This is a genomic window from Brevundimonas sp. Bb-A (assembly GCF_009394735.1).
Lineage (GTDB): Bacteria > Pseudomonadota > Alphaproteobacteria > Caulobacterales > Caulobacteraceae > Brevundimonas > Brevundimonas aurantiaca.
Window position 1 is genome coordinate 334,950 of record NZ_CP045456.1, and the last position, 18,499, is coordinate 353,448.

At 69.3% G+C, this 18,499-nt stretch carries 24 protein-coding genes; 8 read left to right on the top strand and 16 right to left on the bottom strand.

Annotated elements, in window-relative coordinates:
- The first annotated feature begins 45 nt into the window (after positions 1-45).
- Entirely contained in the window at positions 46-234 is a 189-nt protein-coding gene (locus BSP_RS01705; protein WP_152949101.1) for a hypothetical protein, read from the top strand.
- Here the strand turns inward: BSP_RS01705 and BSP_RS01710 are convergent.
- The 12 genes from BSP_RS01710 to BSP_RS01765 form a co-directional block, all read right to left on the bottom strand.
- Positions 231-1,505, bottom strand: a complete 1,275-nt coding sequence (locus BSP_RS01710) for a folylpolyglutamate synthase/dihydrofolate synthase family protein (RefSeq protein WP_152949102.1) — start codon at positions 1,503-1,505, stop codon at positions 231-233. The two genes, BSP_RS01705 and BSP_RS01710, sit on opposite strands and share 4 nt — an antisense overlap.
- A 5-nt stretch (positions 1,506-1,510) precedes the next feature.
- On the bottom strand, positions 1,511-2,401 hold the full coding sequence (locus BSP_RS01715) for an acetyl-CoA carboxylase carboxyltransferase subunit beta (RefSeq protein ID WP_152949103.1): 891 nt from the start codon (positions 2,399-2,401) through the stop codon (positions 1,511-1,513).
- Positions 2,402-2,411: 10 nt separating this feature from the next.
- A complete protein-coding gene (gene trpA, locus BSP_RS01720; protein ID WP_152949104.1) occupies positions 2,412-3,251 on the bottom strand; it encodes a tryptophan synthase subunit alpha in 840 nt (279 codons plus the stop codon).
- Positions 3,248-3,697, bottom strand: a complete 450-nt coding sequence (locus tag BSP_RS01725; protein ID WP_152949105.1) for a hypothetical protein — start codon at positions 3,695-3,697, stop codon at positions 3,248-3,250. The genes trpA and BSP_RS01725 overlap by 4 nt, the downstream gene beginning before the upstream one ends.
- On the bottom strand, positions 3,694-4,896 hold the full coding sequence (trpB, locus tag BSP_RS01730) for a tryptophan synthase subunit beta (protein WP_370513382.1): 1,203 nt from the start codon (positions 4,894-4,896) through the stop codon (positions 3,694-3,696). Before trpB ends, BSP_RS01725 begins: the two co-directional genes overlap by 4 nt.
- Before the next feature lie 77 nt (positions 4,897-4,973).
- Positions 4,974-5,615: a phosphoribosylanthranilate isomerase gene (locus BSP_RS01735; protein ID WP_152949106.1), complete on the bottom strand. Its 642-nt coding sequence runs from the start codon at positions 5,613-5,615 to the stop codon at positions 4,974-4,976.
- Positions 5,612-6,025 (bottom strand): type II toxin-antitoxin system VapC family toxin, encoded by a 414-nt coding sequence (locus BSP_RS01740; RefSeq protein ID WP_152949107.1) that lies wholly within the window; start codon positions 6,023-6,025, stop codon positions 5,612-5,614. Before BSP_RS01740 ends, BSP_RS01735 begins: the two co-directional genes overlap by 4 nt.
- Positions 6,022-6,285 carry a type II toxin-antitoxin system Phd/YefM family antitoxin gene (locus tag BSP_RS01745; protein WP_152949108.1) on the bottom strand — a complete coding sequence of 88 codons (264 nt, stop codon included), beginning with the start codon at positions 6,283-6,285 and terminating at the stop codon, positions 6,022-6,024. The genes BSP_RS01740 and BSP_RS01745 overlap by 4 nt, the downstream gene beginning before the upstream one ends.
- 19 nt (positions 6,286-6,304) lie before the next feature.
- Entirely contained in the window at positions 6,305-7,039 is a 735-nt protein-coding gene (locus BSP_RS01750) for a pseudouridine synthase (protein ID WP_152949109.1), read from the bottom strand.
- A 142-nt stretch (positions 7,040-7,181) separates the two neighbouring features.
- Positions 7,182-8,093: a class I SAM-dependent methyltransferase gene (locus BSP_RS01755; RefSeq protein ID WP_152949110.1), complete on the bottom strand. Its 912-nt coding sequence runs from the start codon at positions 8,091-8,093 to the stop codon at positions 7,182-7,184.
- Between the two features lie 45 nt (positions 8,094-8,138).
- Positions 8,139-8,939: an undecaprenyl-diphosphate phosphatase gene (locus BSP_RS01760; protein WP_152949111.1), complete on the bottom strand. Its 801-nt coding sequence runs from the start codon at positions 8,937-8,939 to the stop codon at positions 8,139-8,141.
- Positions 8,940-8,963: 24 nt separating this feature from the next.
- Positions 8,964-10,130, bottom strand: coding sequence for a citrate/2-methylcitrate synthase (locus tag BSP_RS01765; protein ID WP_227976014.1), 1,167 nt, complete (start codon positions 10,128-10,130; stop codon positions 8,964-8,966).
- Positions 10,131-10,287: 157 nt separating this feature from the next.
- On the opposite strand from BSP_RS01765, the gene BSP_RS01770 reads away from it, so the two are divergent.
- A complete protein-coding gene (locus BSP_RS01770) occupies positions 10,288-11,298 on the top strand; it encodes a cation diffusion facilitator family transporter (protein ID WP_152949113.1) in 1,011 nt (336 codons plus the stop codon).
- 55 nt (positions 11,299-11,353) lie between these two features.
- On the top strand, positions 11,354-12,040 hold the full coding sequence (locus tag BSP_RS01775; protein WP_152949114.1) for a glutathione S-transferase family protein: 687 nt from the start codon (positions 11,354-11,356) through the stop codon (positions 12,038-12,040).
- Here the strand turns inward: BSP_RS01775 and BSP_RS01780 are convergent.
- Complete coding sequence (locus tag BSP_RS01780) at positions 12,037-12,372, bottom strand: GIY-YIG nuclease family protein (RefSeq protein ID WP_152949115.1); 336 nt, start codon at positions 12,370-12,372, stop codon at positions 12,037-12,039. The two genes, BSP_RS01775 and BSP_RS01780, sit on opposite strands and share 4 nt — an antisense overlap.
- Positions 12,373-12,430: 58 nt before the next feature.
- On the opposite strand from BSP_RS01780, the gene BSP_RS01785 reads away from it, so the two are divergent.
- Complete coding sequence (locus BSP_RS01785) at positions 12,431-12,970, top strand: DUF2239 family protein (protein WP_152949116.1); 540 nt, start codon at positions 12,431-12,433, stop codon at positions 12,968-12,970.
- 194 nt (positions 12,971-13,164) lie between these two features.
- Positions 13,165-14,292: a tRNA epoxyqueuosine(34) reductase QueG gene (gene queG, locus BSP_RS01790; protein ID WP_152949117.1), complete on the top strand. Its 1,128-nt coding sequence runs from the start codon at positions 13,165-13,167 to the stop codon at positions 14,290-14,292.
- Between the two features lie 221 nt (positions 14,293-14,513).
- Here the strand turns inward: queG and BSP_RS01795 are convergent, their stop codons facing one another.
- A complete protein-coding gene (locus tag BSP_RS01795) occupies positions 14,514-15,029 on the bottom strand; it encodes an FKBP-type peptidyl-prolyl cis-trans isomerase (protein ID WP_054764150.1) in 516 nt (171 codons plus the stop codon).
- A complete protein-coding gene (locus tag BSP_RS01800) occupies positions 15,010-16,212 on the bottom strand; it encodes a threonine ammonia-lyase (protein WP_152951025.1) in 1,203 nt (400 codons plus the stop codon). Before BSP_RS01800 ends, BSP_RS01795 begins: the two co-directional genes overlap by 20 nt.
- Before the next feature lie 189 nt (positions 16,213-16,401).
- Between BSP_RS01800 and BSP_RS01805 the strand changes: the two genes are divergently transcribed.
- The 3 genes from BSP_RS01805 (at position 16,402) to BSP_RS01815 (ending at position 17,873) form a co-directional block, all read left to right on the top strand.
- Positions 16,402-16,911 (top strand): hypothetical protein, encoded by a 510-nt coding sequence (locus tag BSP_RS01805; protein ID WP_152949118.1) that lies wholly within the window; start codon positions 16,402-16,404, stop codon positions 16,909-16,911.
- Between the two features lie 74 nt (positions 16,912-16,985).
- A complete protein-coding gene (locus BSP_RS01810; protein WP_152949119.1) occupies positions 16,986-17,549 on the top strand; it encodes a BA14K family protein in 564 nt (187 codons plus the stop codon).
- Between the two features lie 129 nt (positions 17,550-17,678).
- Positions 17,679-17,873: a hypothetical protein gene (locus BSP_RS01815; protein ID WP_152949120.1), complete on the top strand. Its 195-nt coding sequence runs from the start codon at positions 17,679-17,681 to the stop codon at positions 17,871-17,873.
- Between the two features lie 14 nt (positions 17,874-17,887).
- On the opposite strand, the gene BSP_RS01820 is transcribed toward BSP_RS01815, so the two are convergent.
- A complete protein-coding gene (locus tag BSP_RS01820; RefSeq protein ID WP_054764154.1) occupies positions 17,888-18,421 on the bottom strand; it encodes a GNAT family N-acetyltransferase in 534 nt (177 codons plus the stop codon).
- Between the last annotated feature and the right edge of the window lie 78 nt (positions 18,422-18,499).

Genomic DNA, 18,499 nt, shown 5'->3' on the forward strand with positions numbered 1-18,499 from the left:
GCCCGCCGGTTCCGACCGGCGGGCGTTTTTGCTAGAAGGCCGCCTATGAGCGACGAAACCCCGCCCGACGACACCCCGGACGACATCCCCGGCGAAACCCCGGTTCAGAAGGCCCTGCGCCTGAAGACCGCCAAGCTGGAGGCTCGGCCCAAGCCGCCGCGCGGCGGACGTTTCCAGCGCGAGCAGGCCGCCCGCATCGCGGCGGGCAAGTCCAAACCCTGGATGACCCGCTAAACGGGCCAGGTCTCCGGGCTGGCGCCCAGCACCTCGCCCGCCAGATACAGAGACCCGCAGATCGCCACCCGGCCCGCACCGAACCGCAAGGCAAGGTCCAGGGCCTCGCCCACCGAGCCCGCCGGGGTCGCCGCCAGCCCATGGCCGCGCGCCACGGCCGCCAGGGCCGCAGGTTCGGCCGCCGCCCCGTCGAAACCGACGGTGAAGACCGTGGCCTGGCTGTCCTTCAAGGCCGCGAAGAAGCCGCCGGCGTCCTTATTGCCCAACATGCCGCAGATCAGGGCCAGGGGGCGCGGCGCCCGCGCCTGCCGTTCGGCGAGAAAAGCCGCCAGCGCCCGTCCGGCATGGGGATTGTGCCCTCCGTCCAGCCACAGCTCCGCCTCCGCCGCCTTGGCCGCCTGCCCATAGGGTCCGGTCGAGATCCGCTGCAGCCGCGCCGGCCACCGCACGGCCTTCAGCCCTTCGATGATCGCGCTTTCCGGCAGATCCAGCTCCAGGGCGGCGGCTATGGCGACGGCCGCATTGTCGATCTGGTGCGCCCCCGCCAGGGCGGGCGCCGGCAGGTCCATGAACAGGTCCGCCGTCTGGAAGGCCATGCCGCCCCGCTCGGCCCAGGCGTCGAAATCCACCCCCAGAACCGTCAGCCGCGCATGGACGTCGGCGGCCCGGCGTTCGATGGCCTTGAACGCCTCCTCGCGCTGGCGCCCGATGACGGCCGGCGCCCCCGCCTTCAGCACCCCGGCCTTTTCCGAGGCGATCCCGGCCAGGTCCGTGCCCAGAAACTCGGCATGATCATAGTCGACCGGGGTGATCACGCTCAGCAGCGGCCGTTCGATCACATTGGTGGCGTCCAGCACCCCGCCCAGGCCGACCTCGATCACCGCCAGATCGGCCGGGGTCTCGGCCATGGCCAGGAAGGCGGCGGCGGTGGTGCTCTCGAACACGGTCGCCTCGCCGGACACGGACTCTATCCGATCGAGGACGGCGTTCAGATGATCGTCCTGGATCAACCGCCCCGCCAGCCGAATCCGCTCGTTGAACCGCACCAGATGGGGCGAGGTATAGGCATGGACCTTCAGCCCCGCCGCCTCGGCGATGGCCCGGATCAGGGCGACGGTCGACCCCTTGCCGTTCGTCCCCGCCACATGGACCACGGGCGGCAACCGGTGCTGCGGATCGCCCAGGGCCGCGCACAGGGCGCGCATCCGGTCCAGCGACAGATCGATCCGTTGCGGATGCCGCGCCCGGAGACGTTCCGAGATCGGGTCCAAGGCCGTCAGGCCGCCAGGCGGTTTCCGCCCATCAGCATGGACAGGATCCGGCCCAGGACTTGGGGCAGATCGGCGCGGGTCACGACCCGGTCGACCATGCCCTTCTCCTGCAGATATTCGGCGCGCTGGAAGCCCGGCGGCAGTTTTTCGCGGATGGTGGCCTCGATCACGCGCGGACCGGCGAAGCCGATCAAGGCGCCCGGCTCGGCCAGATGGACATCGCCCAGCATGGCGTAGGAGGCGGTCACACCGCCCGTGGTCGGGTCGGTCAGCACCACCACATAGGGCAGTTTCGCCGACTTCAGCTCTTCTATGGCCAGGGTGGTGCGCGCCATCTGCATCAGCGACAGGGCGCCTTCCTGCATCCGCGCCCCGCCGGCGGCGGTGAAACAGACCAGCGGAACCTTGCGGGCCACGGCCTCGCGCGCCGCCTTGATGAAGGCCTCGCCCGCCGCCATGCCCAGCGACCCGCCCATGAAGGTGAAGTCCTGAACGATGACCACCGCCTTCTGACCGCCGACCGAACCCCAGCCGATCGCCATGGTGTCCTTGCGCCCCGCCGCCTTGCGCGCGGCGTTCAGCCGGTCCTTGTAGGACTTGCCGTCCGAGAACTTCAGCGGATCCTCAGGCACGTCCGGCGTCTCGATCGTATCATAGACGGCGCCGTCGAAGGTGGCCTTCAACCGCGTCGGCGCGTCGATCCGCATATGGCGGCCCGACGGCGTCACCCACAGGGCGGCCTCCAGGTCCGAGCGGTACAGCATCTCGCCGGTGTCGGGGTCCTTGACCCACAGATTGTCGGGGGTGTCGCGGCGCGACACGATCTTGCGGACGCCGGGCGCGAAACGGCTCAGCCAGCCGCCGCGCTTTTCCTGGGGTTTGTTCTTGTCGACCATGGGCGGGCTCTTAGACGGTTTCCGTCACGGAAGCACTAGTCACCGATCGAACCGCGTCGCCCAGCGCCTTGACCCGGGCCAGCACCCGCGGCGCGGCAGGCTCATTGGCCTCCAGAGCGGCGGCCACCTCGTCCACCAGGGCCGAGCCGACCACCACCGCATCGGCGACGCGGGCGATCTCGGCTGCCCGCTCCGGCGTCTTGACCCCGAAGCCGACCGCGACCGGCAGGCCCGAGGCCTTGCGCACCCGCTCCACCGCCGGCGCCACGACGTCGGCGTTCGCTTCCTTGACGCCCGTCACGCCAGCGACGGCGACGTAATAGACGAAGCCCGAGGTGCCCTGGACCACGATCTTCAGCCGGTCGTCGTCCGAGGTCGGCGTCGCCAGGCGGATCAGCGAGATCGAAACCTTGTCCAGCGCCTCGATCAGCGGCGCGGCCTCTTCCGGCGGGCAGTCCACCACGATCAGCCCGTCGATGCCGCACTCGGCCGCATAGGCGGCGAAGGCGTCGTATCCCAGGCTCTCGATCGGGTTCAGATAGCCCATCAGTATGATCGGCGTCGTCTGGTCGTCCTTGCGGAACTCCCGCGCCAGATCCATGGTCGAGCGCAGGCCGAAACCCGCCGCCATGCCTCGGATCGCCGCCCGCTGGATCGGCGGCCCCTCGGCCATCGGATCGCTGAACGGAAAGCCCAGTTCGATGATGTCGGCCCCGGCGGCAGGCAGCCCCTTCAGGATCGCCAGCGCCTCTTCGCGCGACGGATCGCCCCCCATCACATAGGGGATAAAGGCCGCCCGGCCCTCGGCCTTCAGTGCGGCGAAACAGGCGTCGATACGGGCGGTGGTCATTGGGTCGATGCGTCCGAAGCAGGCTTCTCGGCGGCGGCGGCCTGCCCGCACACGTCGCCCGGAATGGTGGCGAAGCCCAGATAGGCGGGCAGTTCGGCGACGGCGACCCTGGCCGCGTCGTAGAAGGCGACCATCTGCATACCGTCGCAACCGCCGCCCTCGCGACGCTTGATCAGGACGACGCGGTTCTCGTCGCCGCCCGCCGCCAGCCAGTTCTTTGTCGCCAGATCGGCGATATAGGCGTCGGCCAGGGCGCCGACCTGACCGAGGGGCGCGGTCACGCACCAGGCGCGGCCCGCCAGATTGTTCAGACCGCCGCAATCGGGCGACAACTGCGCGCCGGGCAAAAGGCCGACATCGGCCGATTTAACGTCCACCGGCGTCTGGGCCTGAACGGCGGTCGAAAGGCTCAGGGCGGCGGCGATCGCCGACAGGCTGCGGATCACAATTCCACTCCCAGATGACGGGCGACCTGGAAGATGTCCTTGTCGCCCCGGCCCGACATCAGCAGGACGACATCGCCGCCCTTGCCGACTTCGCGCGCCACTTCGCCGGTCCGCGCCAGGGCGTGGGCCGGTTCCAGGGCCGGAATGATGCCTTCCAGCTTAGAGCACAGCTGGAAGGCCTCCAGCGCCTCATTGTCGGTCGCCGAGCGATATTCGGCCCGGCCGATGTCGTGCAGCCAGGCGTGCTCCGGCCCGATGCCGGGATAGTCCAGCCCGGCCGAGATCGAATGGCCCTCGACGATGTTTCCGTCCTCGTCCTGCAACAGATAGGTCCGGTTGCCGTGCAGAACCCCGGACCGCCCGCCCTTCAGCGAGGCCGCGTGGTCCGGCGTGTCCAGTCCGTGGCCCGCCGCCTCGACCCCGATCAGCCGCACGCCTTCGTCCTCGATGAAGGGGTGGAAGGCGCCGATGGCGTTCGATCCGCCGCCGATACAGGCCACGACGGCGTCCGGCAGCTTGCCGAACTGAGCCTGGGACTGGCGCTTGATCTCCTTGCCGATCACCGACTGGAAGTCGCGCACCATGGCCGGATAGGGGTGCGGACCCGCCGCCGTGCCGATGATGTAATAGGTGTCCGAGACATTGGTCACCCAGTCGCGCATCGCCTCGTTCATCGCGTCCTTCAGGGTCGCGGCGCCGGCGGTGACGGGGAAGACCTCGGTCCCCAACAGACGCATGCGGAAGACGTTCGGCTGCTGCCGCTCCACATCGACCGCCCCCATATAGACGGTGCAGGGCAGGCCGAACCGCGCCGAGACGGTGGCCGAGGCGACCCCGTGCTGGCCGGCGCCGGTCTCGGCGATGATCCGGGTCTTGCCCATGCGCCGGGCCAGCAGAATCTGGCCCATACAGTTGTTGATCTTGTGCGCGCCGGTGTGATTCAGATCCTCGCGCTTCAGCCAGATCTTGGCCCCGCCGAAATGTTCGGTCAGCCGCTCGGCGAAATACAGCGGGCTCTCGCGACCCACATAGTGGGTCAGATAGCCGTCCAGTTCGGCCTGGAAACTGGGGTCCGCCTTGGCCGCCTTATAGGCCGCATCCAGCTCATGGATCAGCGGCATCAGGGTCTCGGCCACGAACTGCCCCCCGTAAGGCCCGAACCGTCCCTGCGCGTCCGGCCAGGCATAGGCGTTGGACAGCGGCTGGGCGGGATCAGGAGCTTGGATGGGCGTTTGAGCGTTCACGGTTTCGACTTTCACGCGGAGAGGCGTCGTAATTACGACCGGCGCGCGTTTTGGATGAAGGCCGCGATCCGGTCGGCGTCCTTAACACCCGGCGCGCTTTCGACGCCAGAGGAGACGTCCAGCATCGGCGCCCCGGCGAGCCGCAGCGCCTCGGCCACATTGTCGGGATTTAGCCCCCCCGCCAGGAACCACGGATGACGGAAGGCCCGATCCGCCAGCAGGGTCCAGTCGAAACTATGCCCCACCCCGCCCGGCAGGACCGACCCCTCCGGCGGCTTGGCGTCGAACATCAGATGATCGGCGTGATAATCCCATTCGTCGGCGGCGGCGAAGTCGTCGCCATGGCGGATCGGCAGGGCCTTGATCACCCCCGCCCCGGTCAGGGCCCGCACGGCTTCCGCCCGCGCCGGGCTCTCCGCCCCGTGCAGCTGGATGAAGTCCGGCCTCAGCGTCCGCGCGATCTCTTCCAGCAGGGCGTCGTCCGGATCGACCGTCACCGCCACGATCTTCGCCCGCCCCCGCGCCCGCTCGAACAGGTCGGCGGCGGCCTCGGGCGCGATGTGACGGGGACTTTTGGGAAACACCACCGCCCCCACGAAATCCGCCCCGCCGTCCAGGGCGGCGTCCAGGGTGTCGGGCGTCGTCAGGCCGCAGATCTTGATCTTGATCGTCATGGGACGATCACCGTCAGCCCTATGTCGGTGGCGACCGTGGCCATGTCCTCGTCAAGAGTCGCCAGGCTGCAGCCATGCCTCGCCGCCAGCGCGAGATGAAGCGCATCGGGAGCGCGCAATCTCACGTCGTTTTTCACCAGGCGCCGCGCTTCCACCATGTCACCGTCAACCACAGAAAGGACGACCCTGCCTCTCAACCATTGGTCCAGTTGCAGTTCGAACTCGCGCCGATCCCTGTCGCGCAGATTGCGCATACGAGTCTTCACCGCCAAGGCGGAGGAAAACTCTGTGAGAGCCCAACTGCTCATGACGAAGGCATCGACACCCGCGATCCAGACCGACGCCCGCTCAGTGTGCTTGTCGGTCTGAAACAGGGACATCAGGACGCTGGTGTCCAGATAGACGGTCAAATCTCTTCGTTCCGCATCCGGCGCAAGAGAGTTACGGAGTCCATCTCGGCTTCAGACTTGATCCGCACACGTTTCAGCCAGTCCATGTCCATCGGCCCTGACGTCGGCTCGACCTCCTGCGCCGGCTCCAGTCGCGCCACAGGCACGCCGCGCCGTGTGATGGTCACAACCTCGCCCGCCAGCATGCGGTCCAGCAGCTTGGGCAGGTTGTTCTTGGCTTCGGCGACGGAGTAGCTGGACATGGCCATCAAGATAGCCATCTGACCGTCCAATGTCCAATCAGTCGAAGATTAGCGCGATCTCCTCTGGCGTCAGCAGCCGCCACTGCCCCGGCGCCAGATCGGCCGGCAGCGTCAGCCCACCCAGCCGCTCGCGATGCAGGGTCTCCACATGGTTGCCGACGGCGGCGAACATGCGGCGCACCTGGTGATAGCGTCCCTCCGTCACCGTCAGCAGGGCCTCGGTCGGGGACACGACCTCCAGCACGGCCGGCGCCAGCGGCTTGTCATCCCCCTCCAGCACCAGTTCGCCCGAAGCGAACAGCGCCCCTTCCGTCCCCGTCAGCGGCCGGCCCAGACCGGCGCGATAGACCTTGGCCACATGGCGTTTGGGGCTGATCACCCGGTGCAGCAGGTCGCCGTCGTCGGTCAGCAGCAACAGGCCGCTGGTCTGTTTGTCCAGCCGGCCGATGGTCGAGATGGCCGGATCGCGCCGCCGCCACCGATCCGGCAGGATGTCATAGACCAGCGCCCCCTCCTCCTTGTGGGAACAGGTCATGCCCAGCGGCTTGTTCAGCAGGATCACCAGACCCTGGACCGGGTCCAGCGGCTCCCCGTCGATCTCCATGCGGCTCGGCAGGTCCGGCGTCACGGCGATCCGCCTCGACACGTCGGTCAGATCCGCGCCGTCCAGCAGGATCCCGCCCGCCTTGGCCATCCGCGCCATCTCGGCCCGCGACCCGTAGCCCATCGAGCCGAGCAGGCGATCGACGCGCGATGTGGGGGTCTTGGTCATGCCGCACCCCCGACACCCGTCATCCTAGGGCTTGTCCCTAGGATCCAGACTCCCGGTGCGTCGGCAGACAGCACTCCCGTCGAACACCGGGAGTCTGGATCCTCGCCACAAGGGCGAGGATGACGGCTCAGAGAAGAGCGCCTCATTTCACCGCCTCGAACAGCTTGTACCCGCCTTCGTCGGCGACCAGTCGCACCCGGCCGAAGGCGGCGTTCAACTCGGCCTCATAGGGCAGATGCCGATTGGCCACGATCCAGGCGACCCCGCCCTTTTTCAGCAACTCCGCCGCCTTGCGGATAAAGGCCTGGCCCAGCCGTCGATCCTCGGCCCCGCCGTCGTGGAAGGGCGGATTGCTGACGACGAAGTTCAGTTCGCCCGCCGCAGCCAGCGTCCGCACATCGGCCCATTCAAAGCTCGCCCGTGGGTCTTCGACATTCTTCCGCGCCGCCTCGACGGCTCGGCGGTCCAGGTCGATCAGCCGCAGGCCCGTCACCCCCGGCGACCGCAGGACCACCGTCGCCAGAGCCCCATAGCCGCAGCCCAGGTCGGCGCCCGCCCCCTTCAGCGCCGGCAGGTGCTGCGCCAACAGGGCGGAGCCCGCGTCGATCCGGTCCCAGGCGAAGATCCCCGGCTGGGACCAGGCCTCCAGCCCCGGCACGATCCGCGCCGCGCCCTCGGCTATGGCCGCGTCGATACCCGTCATCGCCTCGGGCCTGATCACGACGCAGCGGCGATGGTGCGCCTTGGCCGTCTCGCCCACCTCGACGCCGAAGCCGGTCAGCTCCTTCTTCAGCCGCGACCCGCCCTTGTCCTTCAAGGCCATGACGTCCAGCCGCCCCCCGACCTTCAGCGCCCTCAGCGCCAGGGCCAGGGTGTAGCGCCGCTCCAGCACGCCGGGCGGGGCGTAGATCATGATCTCGTCGACCGAGCCTTCGCTCACAGCCTCCAGGGCGGTCGAGCCGGGGATCAGGGGCGAGACTTGGATCGCGGCGCCGGCGCCGGCGCTGGGCGGATCGAAGACGACCGGCGGTCGGCCGTAAAGAAGCGTGCTCATGCCCCGCCCCTTAGAGGCTGGGGGCGAAAATCGCCAGCCGGGGCGTCAGAACCCCGCCTGCAACAGGGCCAGACCGACCACCCCGACCACGATCCGCCACCAGGCGAAGGGGCCAAAGCCGTGCTTGGAGACGAAGTCCAGCAGGAAGCGCACCACCACCAGGGCCGTCAGGAAGGCCACCACGAAGCCCACCGCGATCAGACCGACGTCGCTGAAGTCCAGCGTCTTATGGTTCTTCAATAGGTCATAGGCCACCGCCGCCCCCATGGTGGGCAGGGCCAGAAAGAAGCTGAACTCGGCCGCCGACCGCTTGTCGGTCTTCAGCAACAGGCCGCCGGCGATGGTGGCGCCGGATCGCGATACGCCGGGGATCATGGCCAGGCACTGGAACAGGCCGATCAGAAAATAGACCCGCATCGGATACTGGCTGGCGTCCAGCCACTGCGGCCGCTTGTCCATCCGGTCCAGGGCCAACAGGATCACCCCGCCGACGATCAGGGCGACGCAGATCACCTGGGGCGTTTCGAACAGCACGTCTTTGATGAAGTCGTAGGCCAGGAAGCCGATCACCACCGCCGGGGCGAAGGCCAGCAGCAGGCCGATCAGGAACCGCCGGGCCTCCGGATCGAAGGGCCAGCGCGTCGCCAGGGTCCACAGCCGTTTGAAATAGACGCTGATAATGGCCAGCAGCGCCCCCAGCTGGATGACGATCTCGAACGTCTTGCCCGCGCTCTGGAAGCCCATGAAATGGCCCAGCAGCAGCATGTGCCCGGTGGAGGACACCGGAATGAACTCGGTCAGTCCTTCGACCAGGCCGAGAATGATCGCCGCAAGCCAGTCCGACATGAAGTCCCCGTCACAGGCCGGAGGTCAGTGCGCGCCCGGCTCGGGCCCCACATAGCGCAATCGCGCCCGGATAGGCGAGCCGTCCGTCGCCTGATCCACAGCATGGGCCAAAAGGCCGACCAGCCGCCCCAGCAGCAGCAAGTCGCCCGCTCCCGTCGGCCCCAGGTCCAGCCGTCGCGCCGTCAGGGCCAGGGCCAGGTCGAAGCCGGCGGGCCGCCCCGCCGCCGCCTCGCCCTCGACCAGCAGGGCCTGGAGATCGGCCGGAAGCCCCGCCGCCTCCAACAGCGCCCGCGCCCGCGGATCGACCCGGCCGAAGGCCGCCGTCTCCTCGAAGCCCGGAACCCCGCCCTTCAGGGCCAGCCAACGTCGCGCCGCGCCCGACGGGTCGCGCCGCGCCTCTCCCACATAGGCCACGACCTCGCCCAGCTCGCCCAGGGGGGCGCCGCTCAGGGTGGTGATCCCGGCCAGGACCGCCCCGGCCAGGGGCGCGCCGCCGAAGGCCGCCGCCCGCGTCGCCAGCACCGCCTCGTCCAGACCGCAGTCGGCCCCCAGCACCAGGGCGCGGCGGATCAGATGGCTGTCGCGTTCGAACGCCTTGAAGCCGCGCGCCAGACGCTGGTGCAGATACAGGCGCGGGCCGGGGCCGGAGACGCTGTCCACCACCTCGTTCAGCAGCGAGGCCGCCTCCTGTTTCAGTCCCGCCGGGTCGTGGCTGCGCAGGGAGCGGTCCTCGATCGCGCGACGGCCCAGTACGGCCAGAACCCGCCTCTGGGTCGAACCGCCGACGATCGGATCGATACGCGGCTTCAGTCCGACGAAGGGGTCCCCGTCCCGCACGTCCCACAGCAGGCGGGCCGCCGCCTCGACGGTCGCCGTCTCAGCCAGCTGCACCGCGTCCAGACCGCGATAGAACAGCCGGCCTTCGGCGATCAGGCCTACGGAGGATTGAATGTCGGCCTCGCCGCGCGCCGCCGCCCCCACGACCGGCGCCCGCACCTCGGTCTCGCCTTCGGCCCCGTCGCCGCACAGGCGGGCCACGTCGGCGGCGGCGTACAGGCTTCTGCGGGGGTCGGCGGGGTCGGGACGGGCGGCGATCCGCCCCCGGCTGACATAGGCGTACAGGGTCTGGGCCTTGACCCCCAGGCGGGTCAGGGCCTCATGTCTCGCGATCCAGCGTTCGTCAGCGTCCATGCCGCCCCCACGACTACGACCGATGCCCCGTATGAACGGAAACCGACATAGCGCCGTTTCGTCTCCTTAATCCTAATGACGCGCCCGATCCAGTTGGACCAGTCCAAATGAGCGCCCCGGTTGGCTTTCCGCCACGATTGCGCGACAAGACCAGCCGATGACGCCGACGCCCGCCCCCGCCCGACCGCCCGCCCCGCCCCCTTCGGAGGATCCGCATCTGGCCACGCGCCGCATCACGCGGCTGTCGGTCGGGGCGGCCTTGACCCTGATCGCGCTGAAGGCCTTCGCCCTGGGCGCCTCCGGCTCGGTCTCCATCCTGGCCAGTCTGACGGATTCGGTTCTGGACCTGGCGGCCTCCCTGGCCACCTTCTTCGCCGTGCGCTGGGCCGCCGCGCCCCCGGACGAGGATCATCGCTACGGCCACGGCAAGGGCGAGGCCCTGGCGGCCCTGGTCCAGGCGGGTCTGGTCTTCGCCTCGGCCCTGTTCATCGGCTGGGAGGGGCTGCAGCGCATCTTCGACCCGCGTCCCGTCACCGCCGGAAGCTGGGCCGTGGGGGTGGTCATCGCCTCCATCGCCGTCACGGGCTGGCTGGTCTGGATGCAGACCCGCGCCCTGAAGACCAGCGGCTCCCTGGCGGTCGCGGGCGACCGCGCCCATTACGCCGCCGATCTGGCCTCCAATCTGGTGGTGCTGGTCGGGGTGATCTCGGGCGCCTTCCTCGGCGCGCCGGGGCTGGACGCCGCCGCCGGACTGGTGGTCGCCGTCTGGCTGTTCTGGGGCGCGATCGGCATGTTGAGGGCCGCCGCCGACCATCTGCTGGACCGCGCCGTCCCGGAAAGCGACCGCGCCGCCATCGCCCAGGCCGTCCTGGCCGACCCCCGCATCCAGGGCGTCCACCAGCTGCGCACCCGGATGGCCGGTTCGGTCATGATGATCCAGATGCATGTCGATCTGGACCCCGATCTGCGTCTGGAGGCGGCCCACGCCATCGTCGTCGAGGCCGAACACCGGGTGCTCAGCCACTATCCCACGGCCGACATCCTGATCCACGCCGACCCGCGCCGGCGCGCCGTCGCCCCCGCCGCGTCCGAACCGGCGCCCGCCGCCGAGGCCCAGGCCCCTGGAGCGGACACGCCGCCGGCCCCGCCCAAAGGCCCCTGGTCCTGACAGCCCCGCCGATGCGGTAAACGGACATTAACGGGTGCGGGCGCATCTAGGGCCTATGTCCGGCTCCTGCGTCCTGTTCCACTTCCCCTTCCAGCCCGCCTCGCGCGCGGCGCGCCTGGGCCTGGGCGAGGCGCGGATCGAATGGACCGATACGCCGGTTCGTCCGTGGGAAGAGGATTGCCCGGTCAATGATCTGAACCCCTCGGGCCTGCCGCCCGTCGTCCAGACGACCGACCGCGGTCGCCCCCTGACCCTGTGCGAACTGCCCGCCGTCCTGGGCTGGATCGAGGACCAGCAGAAGTCCCCCCTGCTCCTGCCGGCGGACCCTGCCGAACGGGCCGAAGCGCGCCGCCTGACCGGCTGGTTCGAGCGCCGCTTCACCGACGAGGTCGACGCCGTCCTTCTGCACGAGCGGATGGAGAAACCCCTGCTGAAGCTCGGCCCGCCCGAGGCCCGCGCCCTGCGCCACGGCCGCGACGCCCTGAAATCCCACCTCGCCATGCTGGAAGAGCTGGTCGCCGCCCGCGACTGGCTGGCCGGCCGCCGCCTGTCCCAGGCTGACCTGATCGCCGCCGCCCACCTGTCGGTCCTCGACTATTTCGGCGAGGTCCAGTGGACCCACTGGCCCGCGCTGAAGCTCTGGTACTCCAAGGTCAAATCCCGCCCCTGCTTCCGCCCCCTGCTGGCCGACCGCTTCGTCGGCGTGCCGCCGTCGGGGTGGTATGCCGATCTGGACTTCTAAAGCGCCTCGGCCCCCAATCGCGCGATCCACAGCTTCGCTCGACTGATCAGCTCATCCTTGCGGCGCAGGTCCGAGACGTCCTCCGGCAGACGGTCCAGCTGTTCGAAGCGGAAATCCTCGGGTGCGTGCGCCTTCCAGGCCGCCTGGAGCGACCGATAGGGGCTGCCGCCGTGACGCAGCGCGAACCACAGGCCGTTCTGTTCGGTGTCGATGTGGCGGCTCTTGCCGACCCAGACCTGGCCCGTCGCGCTGCAGATCACAGCATAGACCCCGGCGATGGTCGGCCGCTCCTTATATTCCGCGATCAGGGTCTTGCGATCTGTCTGGGTCATGGCGCTCTCTTATTTATCCGGGTATAAATATGACGACTAATTTCATCCGGGTAAATACATGGGCGACGAAAATCGCAATCTGGTTCTGTTCGACGGCCCCCGCCGCATCGCCAGAGGCTCGGACGCCGCTGTAGCGGCCGCCTTGCGCAAGGCCCTGGAGGCGGCGCCTCAAGCCGCGCTGCGCGTGTTCGATCTGGCGACCGGTCGGCCGGTCGACCTGGACCTCCGCGAGACAGAAGCCGCTCCGGCCGCCAGGCGCGGCCGTCCGCGCCTGGGCGTCGCCGCGCGCGAGGTCACGCTCCTGCCCCGCCACTGGGACTGGCTGGCCAGCCAGCCGGGGGGCGCCTCGGCCGCCCTGCGGCGTCTGGTGGACCAGGCCCGCAAGACCGGCGCAGACGACGACGCGCGGCGCCGCCGCACCGAGGCCGCCTATGGCTTCATGGTCGAAACAGCCGGCGACGCCCCCGATTTCGAAGAGGCCAGCCGCGCCCTGTTCGCCGGCGACCGCGACCGGCTCGCCGCCCTGATCGCCCCGTGGTCGCCCGACATCCAGGCCCAAATCCTTGAGCTGTTCGACGGCGCCGCATCGACCGAATGACCGCCCCAGAATCCTCTCCCGCTTGCGGGAGAGGTGGCCCGGCGTCCGCGCAGCGGACCAGGGTCGGAGAGGGAAGTGTCGCCAAAGGCTGAACTTCCCCCATCGTCAGCCGTCTCGCTCCGCTCGACGCGCTGACACTTCCCCCGCAAGCGGGGGAAGGTCTTCCTCGCCCGATTTCGTGCTATCCCCGCCCCGTGTCCGACCGCCTGAAAACCTTCATCCGCCGGCGCGCGACCGAGCTCGGCTTCGACGTCTGCCGCTTCGCCTCGGCGGCCGACGCCTGGCCGGCGGGCGAGCGGCTGCGGCGTTTCGTGGACGAGGGCCGGCATGGCGACATGGCGTGGATGCAGACCACCCTGGACCGCCGCCGGCACCCCACCGCCATGTGGGACGAGGCCAGGACCGCCATCGTGCTCGGCATGAACTACGGCCCCGACCAGAACCCGCTGGATCAGCTGGCCGACCGCTCGGCCGGCTACATCTCGGTCTATGCGCGCGGCGACGACTATCATGAGGTCATCAAGGGCCGGCTGAAACAGCTGGCGGGCCAGATCGCCGCCCGCAACGGCGCCGACATCAAGGTCTTCGTCGACACCGCCCCCCTGATGGAAAAGCCGTTGGCCCAGCGCGCCGGACTGGGCTGGCAGGGCAAACACACCAATCTGCTCAGCCGCACCCACGGCAACTGGTTGTTTCTGGGCACGATCCTGACCGCCGCCGAGATCGAGCCGGACGCGGCCGAGACCGAACACTGCGGCCGCTGCACCGCCTGTCTCGACGCCTGCCCCACCAAGGCCTTCCCCGCCCCGTTCCAGCTCGACGCCCGACGCTGCCTCTCCTACCTGACCATCGAATTCGGCGGTCCCTGGCCGGTCGAGTTCCGCACCCTGACCGGATCGCGCATCTATGGCTGCGACGACTGTTTAGCCGTCTGTCCGTGGAACAAGTTCGCGCAAGAGGCCCGCGAAATCCGGCTTCAGCCCCGCCCGGCCCTTGAAAGCCCGCGCCTGTCCGACCTGCTGACGCTGGACGATCCCGCCTTCCGCGCCCTCTTCGCCAAGAGCCCGGTCAAGCGGATCGGACGCGACCGGTTTCTCAGGAACGTGCTCTACGCCGTGGGAAACTCGGGTGACGCGACGCTGATCGCCCCGACGAAAGCCTTGCTGGCCGACCCCTCGCCCCTGGTGCGCGGCGCCGCCGTCTGGGCCCTGTCGCAGCTGACGCCGCCCGCCGAATTTGCGGCCTTGGCCCAGGCGACGACCGAAACCGATCCCCAGGTTCTGGAGGAATGGCGGCGGTCCGAAACGGCTTGGTCCTCATGACCCACGCGATGGACGGACGCGATTTCAAAAGCTTGCTCGAAATCAGCGCTCTTCAACCCACCGCGCGCGCCGAGACGGTTATACTGCCGTCCTGATCTTTGACATTCACCGCAACGCTGCGAGCCGATCGCAAAAATCTGCACGAAAGTGCACTCAAAAAATTCGCAGTGCACTTTTCGTCTCCTCCCCACGACGTGGGGAGAAGACGGATCGTGCGGGCCTCACCCCATCGCGGTCCCGACGCCCGATCCGCCGCCCGGCGCCTTGGCCACGTCCAGCAGCTTCAGCCGGAAGATCAGGACCGAATTGGCCGGAATCTTGGGGCTGGCGCGTTCGCCATAGCCCAGCTCGGGCGGCACATAGAGGATCCATTCGTCGCCGACATGCATCTTCTGCAAGGCTTCGGTCCAGCCCTTGACCACCTCCTCGGGGGTGAAGATGGCCGGCGCGCCGCGCGCGAAGGAGCTGTCGAAGACGGTGTCGTCGATCAGCTTGCCCTCGTAATCGACCTTGACCAGGTCGTTGCGGTCCGGACTGACGCCGCCGGCCGGGCCCGACTGGACGACCTTGTACTGAAGCCCGCTGGGCAGGGTGACGACGCCCTCTTCCTTGGCGTTCTTCTCCAGAAAGGCGACGGCCTCGGCCTTGCCCGCGTTCGGATCGACCGGCTCGGATCGGCCGCAGCCCGCCAGCAACACGGCCGCCAGCAGCGCCGCCCTACCCCATCCGAAGTTCATAGCCGCGTTCCTTCAAGGCCTCGCCGATCTCGTCGGCGTGGGTGCTATCGCGCGTTTCGACCATGATGTCGAACTCGGCGCCCTTGGCCGGCACGTCCAGGGCCAGGCGGTTGTGGACCACGTCGATGATGTTTCCGCCCAGGCCGCCGATCACCGCCGCCATGGCCGACAACATGCCCGGCCGGTCGTCGCCCAGGATGCGATAGACGATCAACCTCCGTTCACGGACCATCTCGCGGTTCAGCACCACCGCCAGCATCCGCGGATCGATATTGCCGCCGCACAGCTCCAGCCCGACCTTCATCCCCTTGAACCGATCAGGATAGGCCAGAAGCGCCGCCAGACCGCCCGCGCCCGCCCCTTCCGACACCGTCTTCTCATAGGTGACGAAATAGGAGACGGCCCGTTCGAAGTCCGCCTCCTCGCAGACGAAGACCTCGTCGACCAGCGGATTGGCCAGGGCGAAGGGGATGTCGCCGACCGCCTTGATGGCGATGCCCTCGGCTATGGTCTGGCCGGTGCAGACCGGGGGCTTTCCGGCCCGTTTGGCGGTGAAGGAGGGATAGCGCGCCGCCTCCACCCCGAAGACCTTGATGTCCGGCTTCATCGCCTTGGCCGCGATGGCGCAGCCGGCGATCAGGCCGCCGCCGCCGATCGGAATGATCAGGGCCTCCAGATCCGGCGCGTCCTCCAGGAACTCGATGGCGCAGACCCCCTGGCCCGCCACTATGCCTTCGTCGTCGAAGGCCGAGACGAAGACGTAGCCCTTCTCCGCCTCCAGCCGCTTGGCCGCCTCGGTCGAGCCGGTGAAGTCCAGCCCCTCGATCACCACGGTCGCCCCGTGCGACCGGGTGCCGTTGATCTTGGCGAAGGGCGTGCCCTCCGGCATCACAATGGTGACCGGCACCCCCAGCCGTCCGCCGTGATAGGCCAGGGCCTGGGCGTGGTTGCCGGCGCTGGCTGCGACCACGCCGCGCTTGCGCTCCTCGGGGGTCAGCATCAGCAGCCGGTTCAGCGCCCCGCGCTCCTTGAAGCTGCCGGTGAAGTGCAGATTGTCGAACTTGACCCAGACCTCTGCGCCCGTGAGCTGCGACAGCTTGCGCGAATAGCGGGCCGGGGTGCGGTCCACCTGACCGGCGATCCGGCCTCGGGCCGCCTCGATATCGGCGAAGGTGACGGTCATATAGGCGCGCTCCAGTACTGCCTGCCGGGCGCTGCGCCCGAGCATTTCCGCCGCCTCTTTCGCGCTTTGTCGGTTCCGGGTCCAGAGGGTGCAACCTTGACCGTGGCGAGGGCGTTGTGGGTCGTGCGATAATGGACTGTCGCATCCCGGCCCTTCCCCTGGGGGCCGGATTCTCGGAAGGAAGCCCCCATGTCGATCCGCCCCCTCGCCCTGGCCGCCGTCGCGGCCGCCGCCCTTTCGGCCTGCGCCCCCACGACCTTCCCCGCCGGCGCCCCGACCGGCGGCCCCGCCGCCTTCAACGCGGCCGACTTCGCCTGGTCCCAGCGCACCGGCCAGGCCGCCATAGAGGGCCGCGTCGCCTATACCCAGGACGGCAAGTCCTACGCCTGCGTCGCCTCGGCCGGCCTGACGCCCGAGACCCCCTATACCCGCGCTCGTTTCCGCACCCTCTACGGCTCCACCGACCGCGCCGCCGTCCCCGCCGCCGTGGTTCGGGCCCGCACCGTGCCCGACGCCAGCGCCGACTACACCGGCTTTGTCCGATCCGAGCCCTGCCGCGACGGCCGGTTCCGTTTCAGCGGCCTGCCCGACGGCGGCTGGTTCCTGATCGTGCCGGTGCGGACGGGCGACGAGCCGCCCCTGGTCCTGATGCGCCGCGTTGACACGCGCGGCGGCAAGGTCGTCAATGTCACCCTGTAAGCCGAGCCTTAGCGTCCCCCTCCACCCTTGAGCCCAAGCCCGGCGGCCCGCCGGGCGCGTCCAGGGAGACCGACATGAGACCCGCCTCGATCGCCGCCCTTCTCGCCCTGTCCTCGGCCGCCCTTGCGGCCGCCGCCCCGGCCCTGGCCCAATCCTATTCCAGCTACGGCTCCTACCGGAGCTATGAGTACGGCTACGGCCATGGAGACCGGAGCCGGGACGGCGACGCCCGTCGAGGCTACGACTTCAACGGCCAAGCGGACCGGCCGGGCGACTATCGCTGCGACCGTTTCTGGGACGCCGGCCGCACCGACTGCGGCGCCGTCTGGCGCGACCGGAGACCGGCCCGCCATCCGGGCTGGAGCGACCGCTATTGGGCGCCCAGCTATGGTCCTGGCCGTTACCCGGGCCGACCCGTCGTCTATCCCGGTCCCTACGGACGGCCCGATCTGGTCTATCCCGGCGGGGGCGTCGGTTACGGCCCAGACGACGGCTACGGCCCTCCCTCCGGCGGGGGCTATGGAGGGACGCCGCGCGACCCCTATCGCGTCGCCTGGTGCCGCGCCTCCTATCGCTCCTACGATCCGGCCAGCGGTTTCTACCGGACTTACGACGGGCGGCTGATCTTCTGCGGCTGAGCCGCCGAACCGTCTCCGTACGGATGAAGCTCACGAAGTTGCGATTCCGGTAACGGGGATCGCCATCTTCTGGCCGCGACCGCCCCCGACTGATCCCCGCATGTCGCCGACGATCAGGGGAGGGTCTTGATGTCCCAGCATAATATCATCGGGTCCGAAGCCTTCACCCGGGGTCCGATGATCCTGGTCCGCCAGTATCGGTCGGGCGGCGTGCGCCGTCGCCGCGCGCGCACGGCGGCCGCCTTCATCGCCGGGGCGAGCGCCATGCTGCTGGCCGGCCTGGTCGGAGCGGCTGTGGTCTACGGCCCCGGCCTGGCGGGCTGATCGAGAGGCGCGGCTCAGGCCAGCCAGACCATCATCCGCGTGTCCGCCTCGGCGCCCCGCGCGCGGCTCCAGGCGCGACGGGTCTCTCCGGTGTAGAGAAAGCCCGCCTTCTCCAGCACCCGGCCCGACGCCGGATTGTCGGCGAAATGGCCGGCGACCAGGGCGCGCCGCTTCCACCGCCGTCCGGCCCAGACAAGGGCGCCGTCCAGCGCCTCGGTCGCAAACCCGCGCCCCCAATAGTCTCTGCCGATCCAATAGCCGGTCTCGGGCACCCGGTCCTCGCCTTCGAACAGGCCGATCACCCCGATCGGCCCTTCCGCCTCATGCTCGATGACGAAGGTGTTGGCCCGCGCCGGATCCTGGGAGGCGACCTGAATGACGAAGTCTTCCGCATCCTCGATGCGGAACGGGTGCGGCATGCGCTTGGTCATGCGCGCAATGTCCAGATCATTGGCCAGGGCCGCGATGCGCGGCGCGTCCTGCGGCGCAGGCGCGCGCAGGATCAGGCGCCGGGTCTCCACGACGGGAGAGGTTTCGATGACGCACATGGCGTTCGCCTCCGTTCGGACCGCCTCCTTGGAGGGCTCGGGCGGTCTTCGAGGCGGGGAAACGCAAACGGGGAGCCT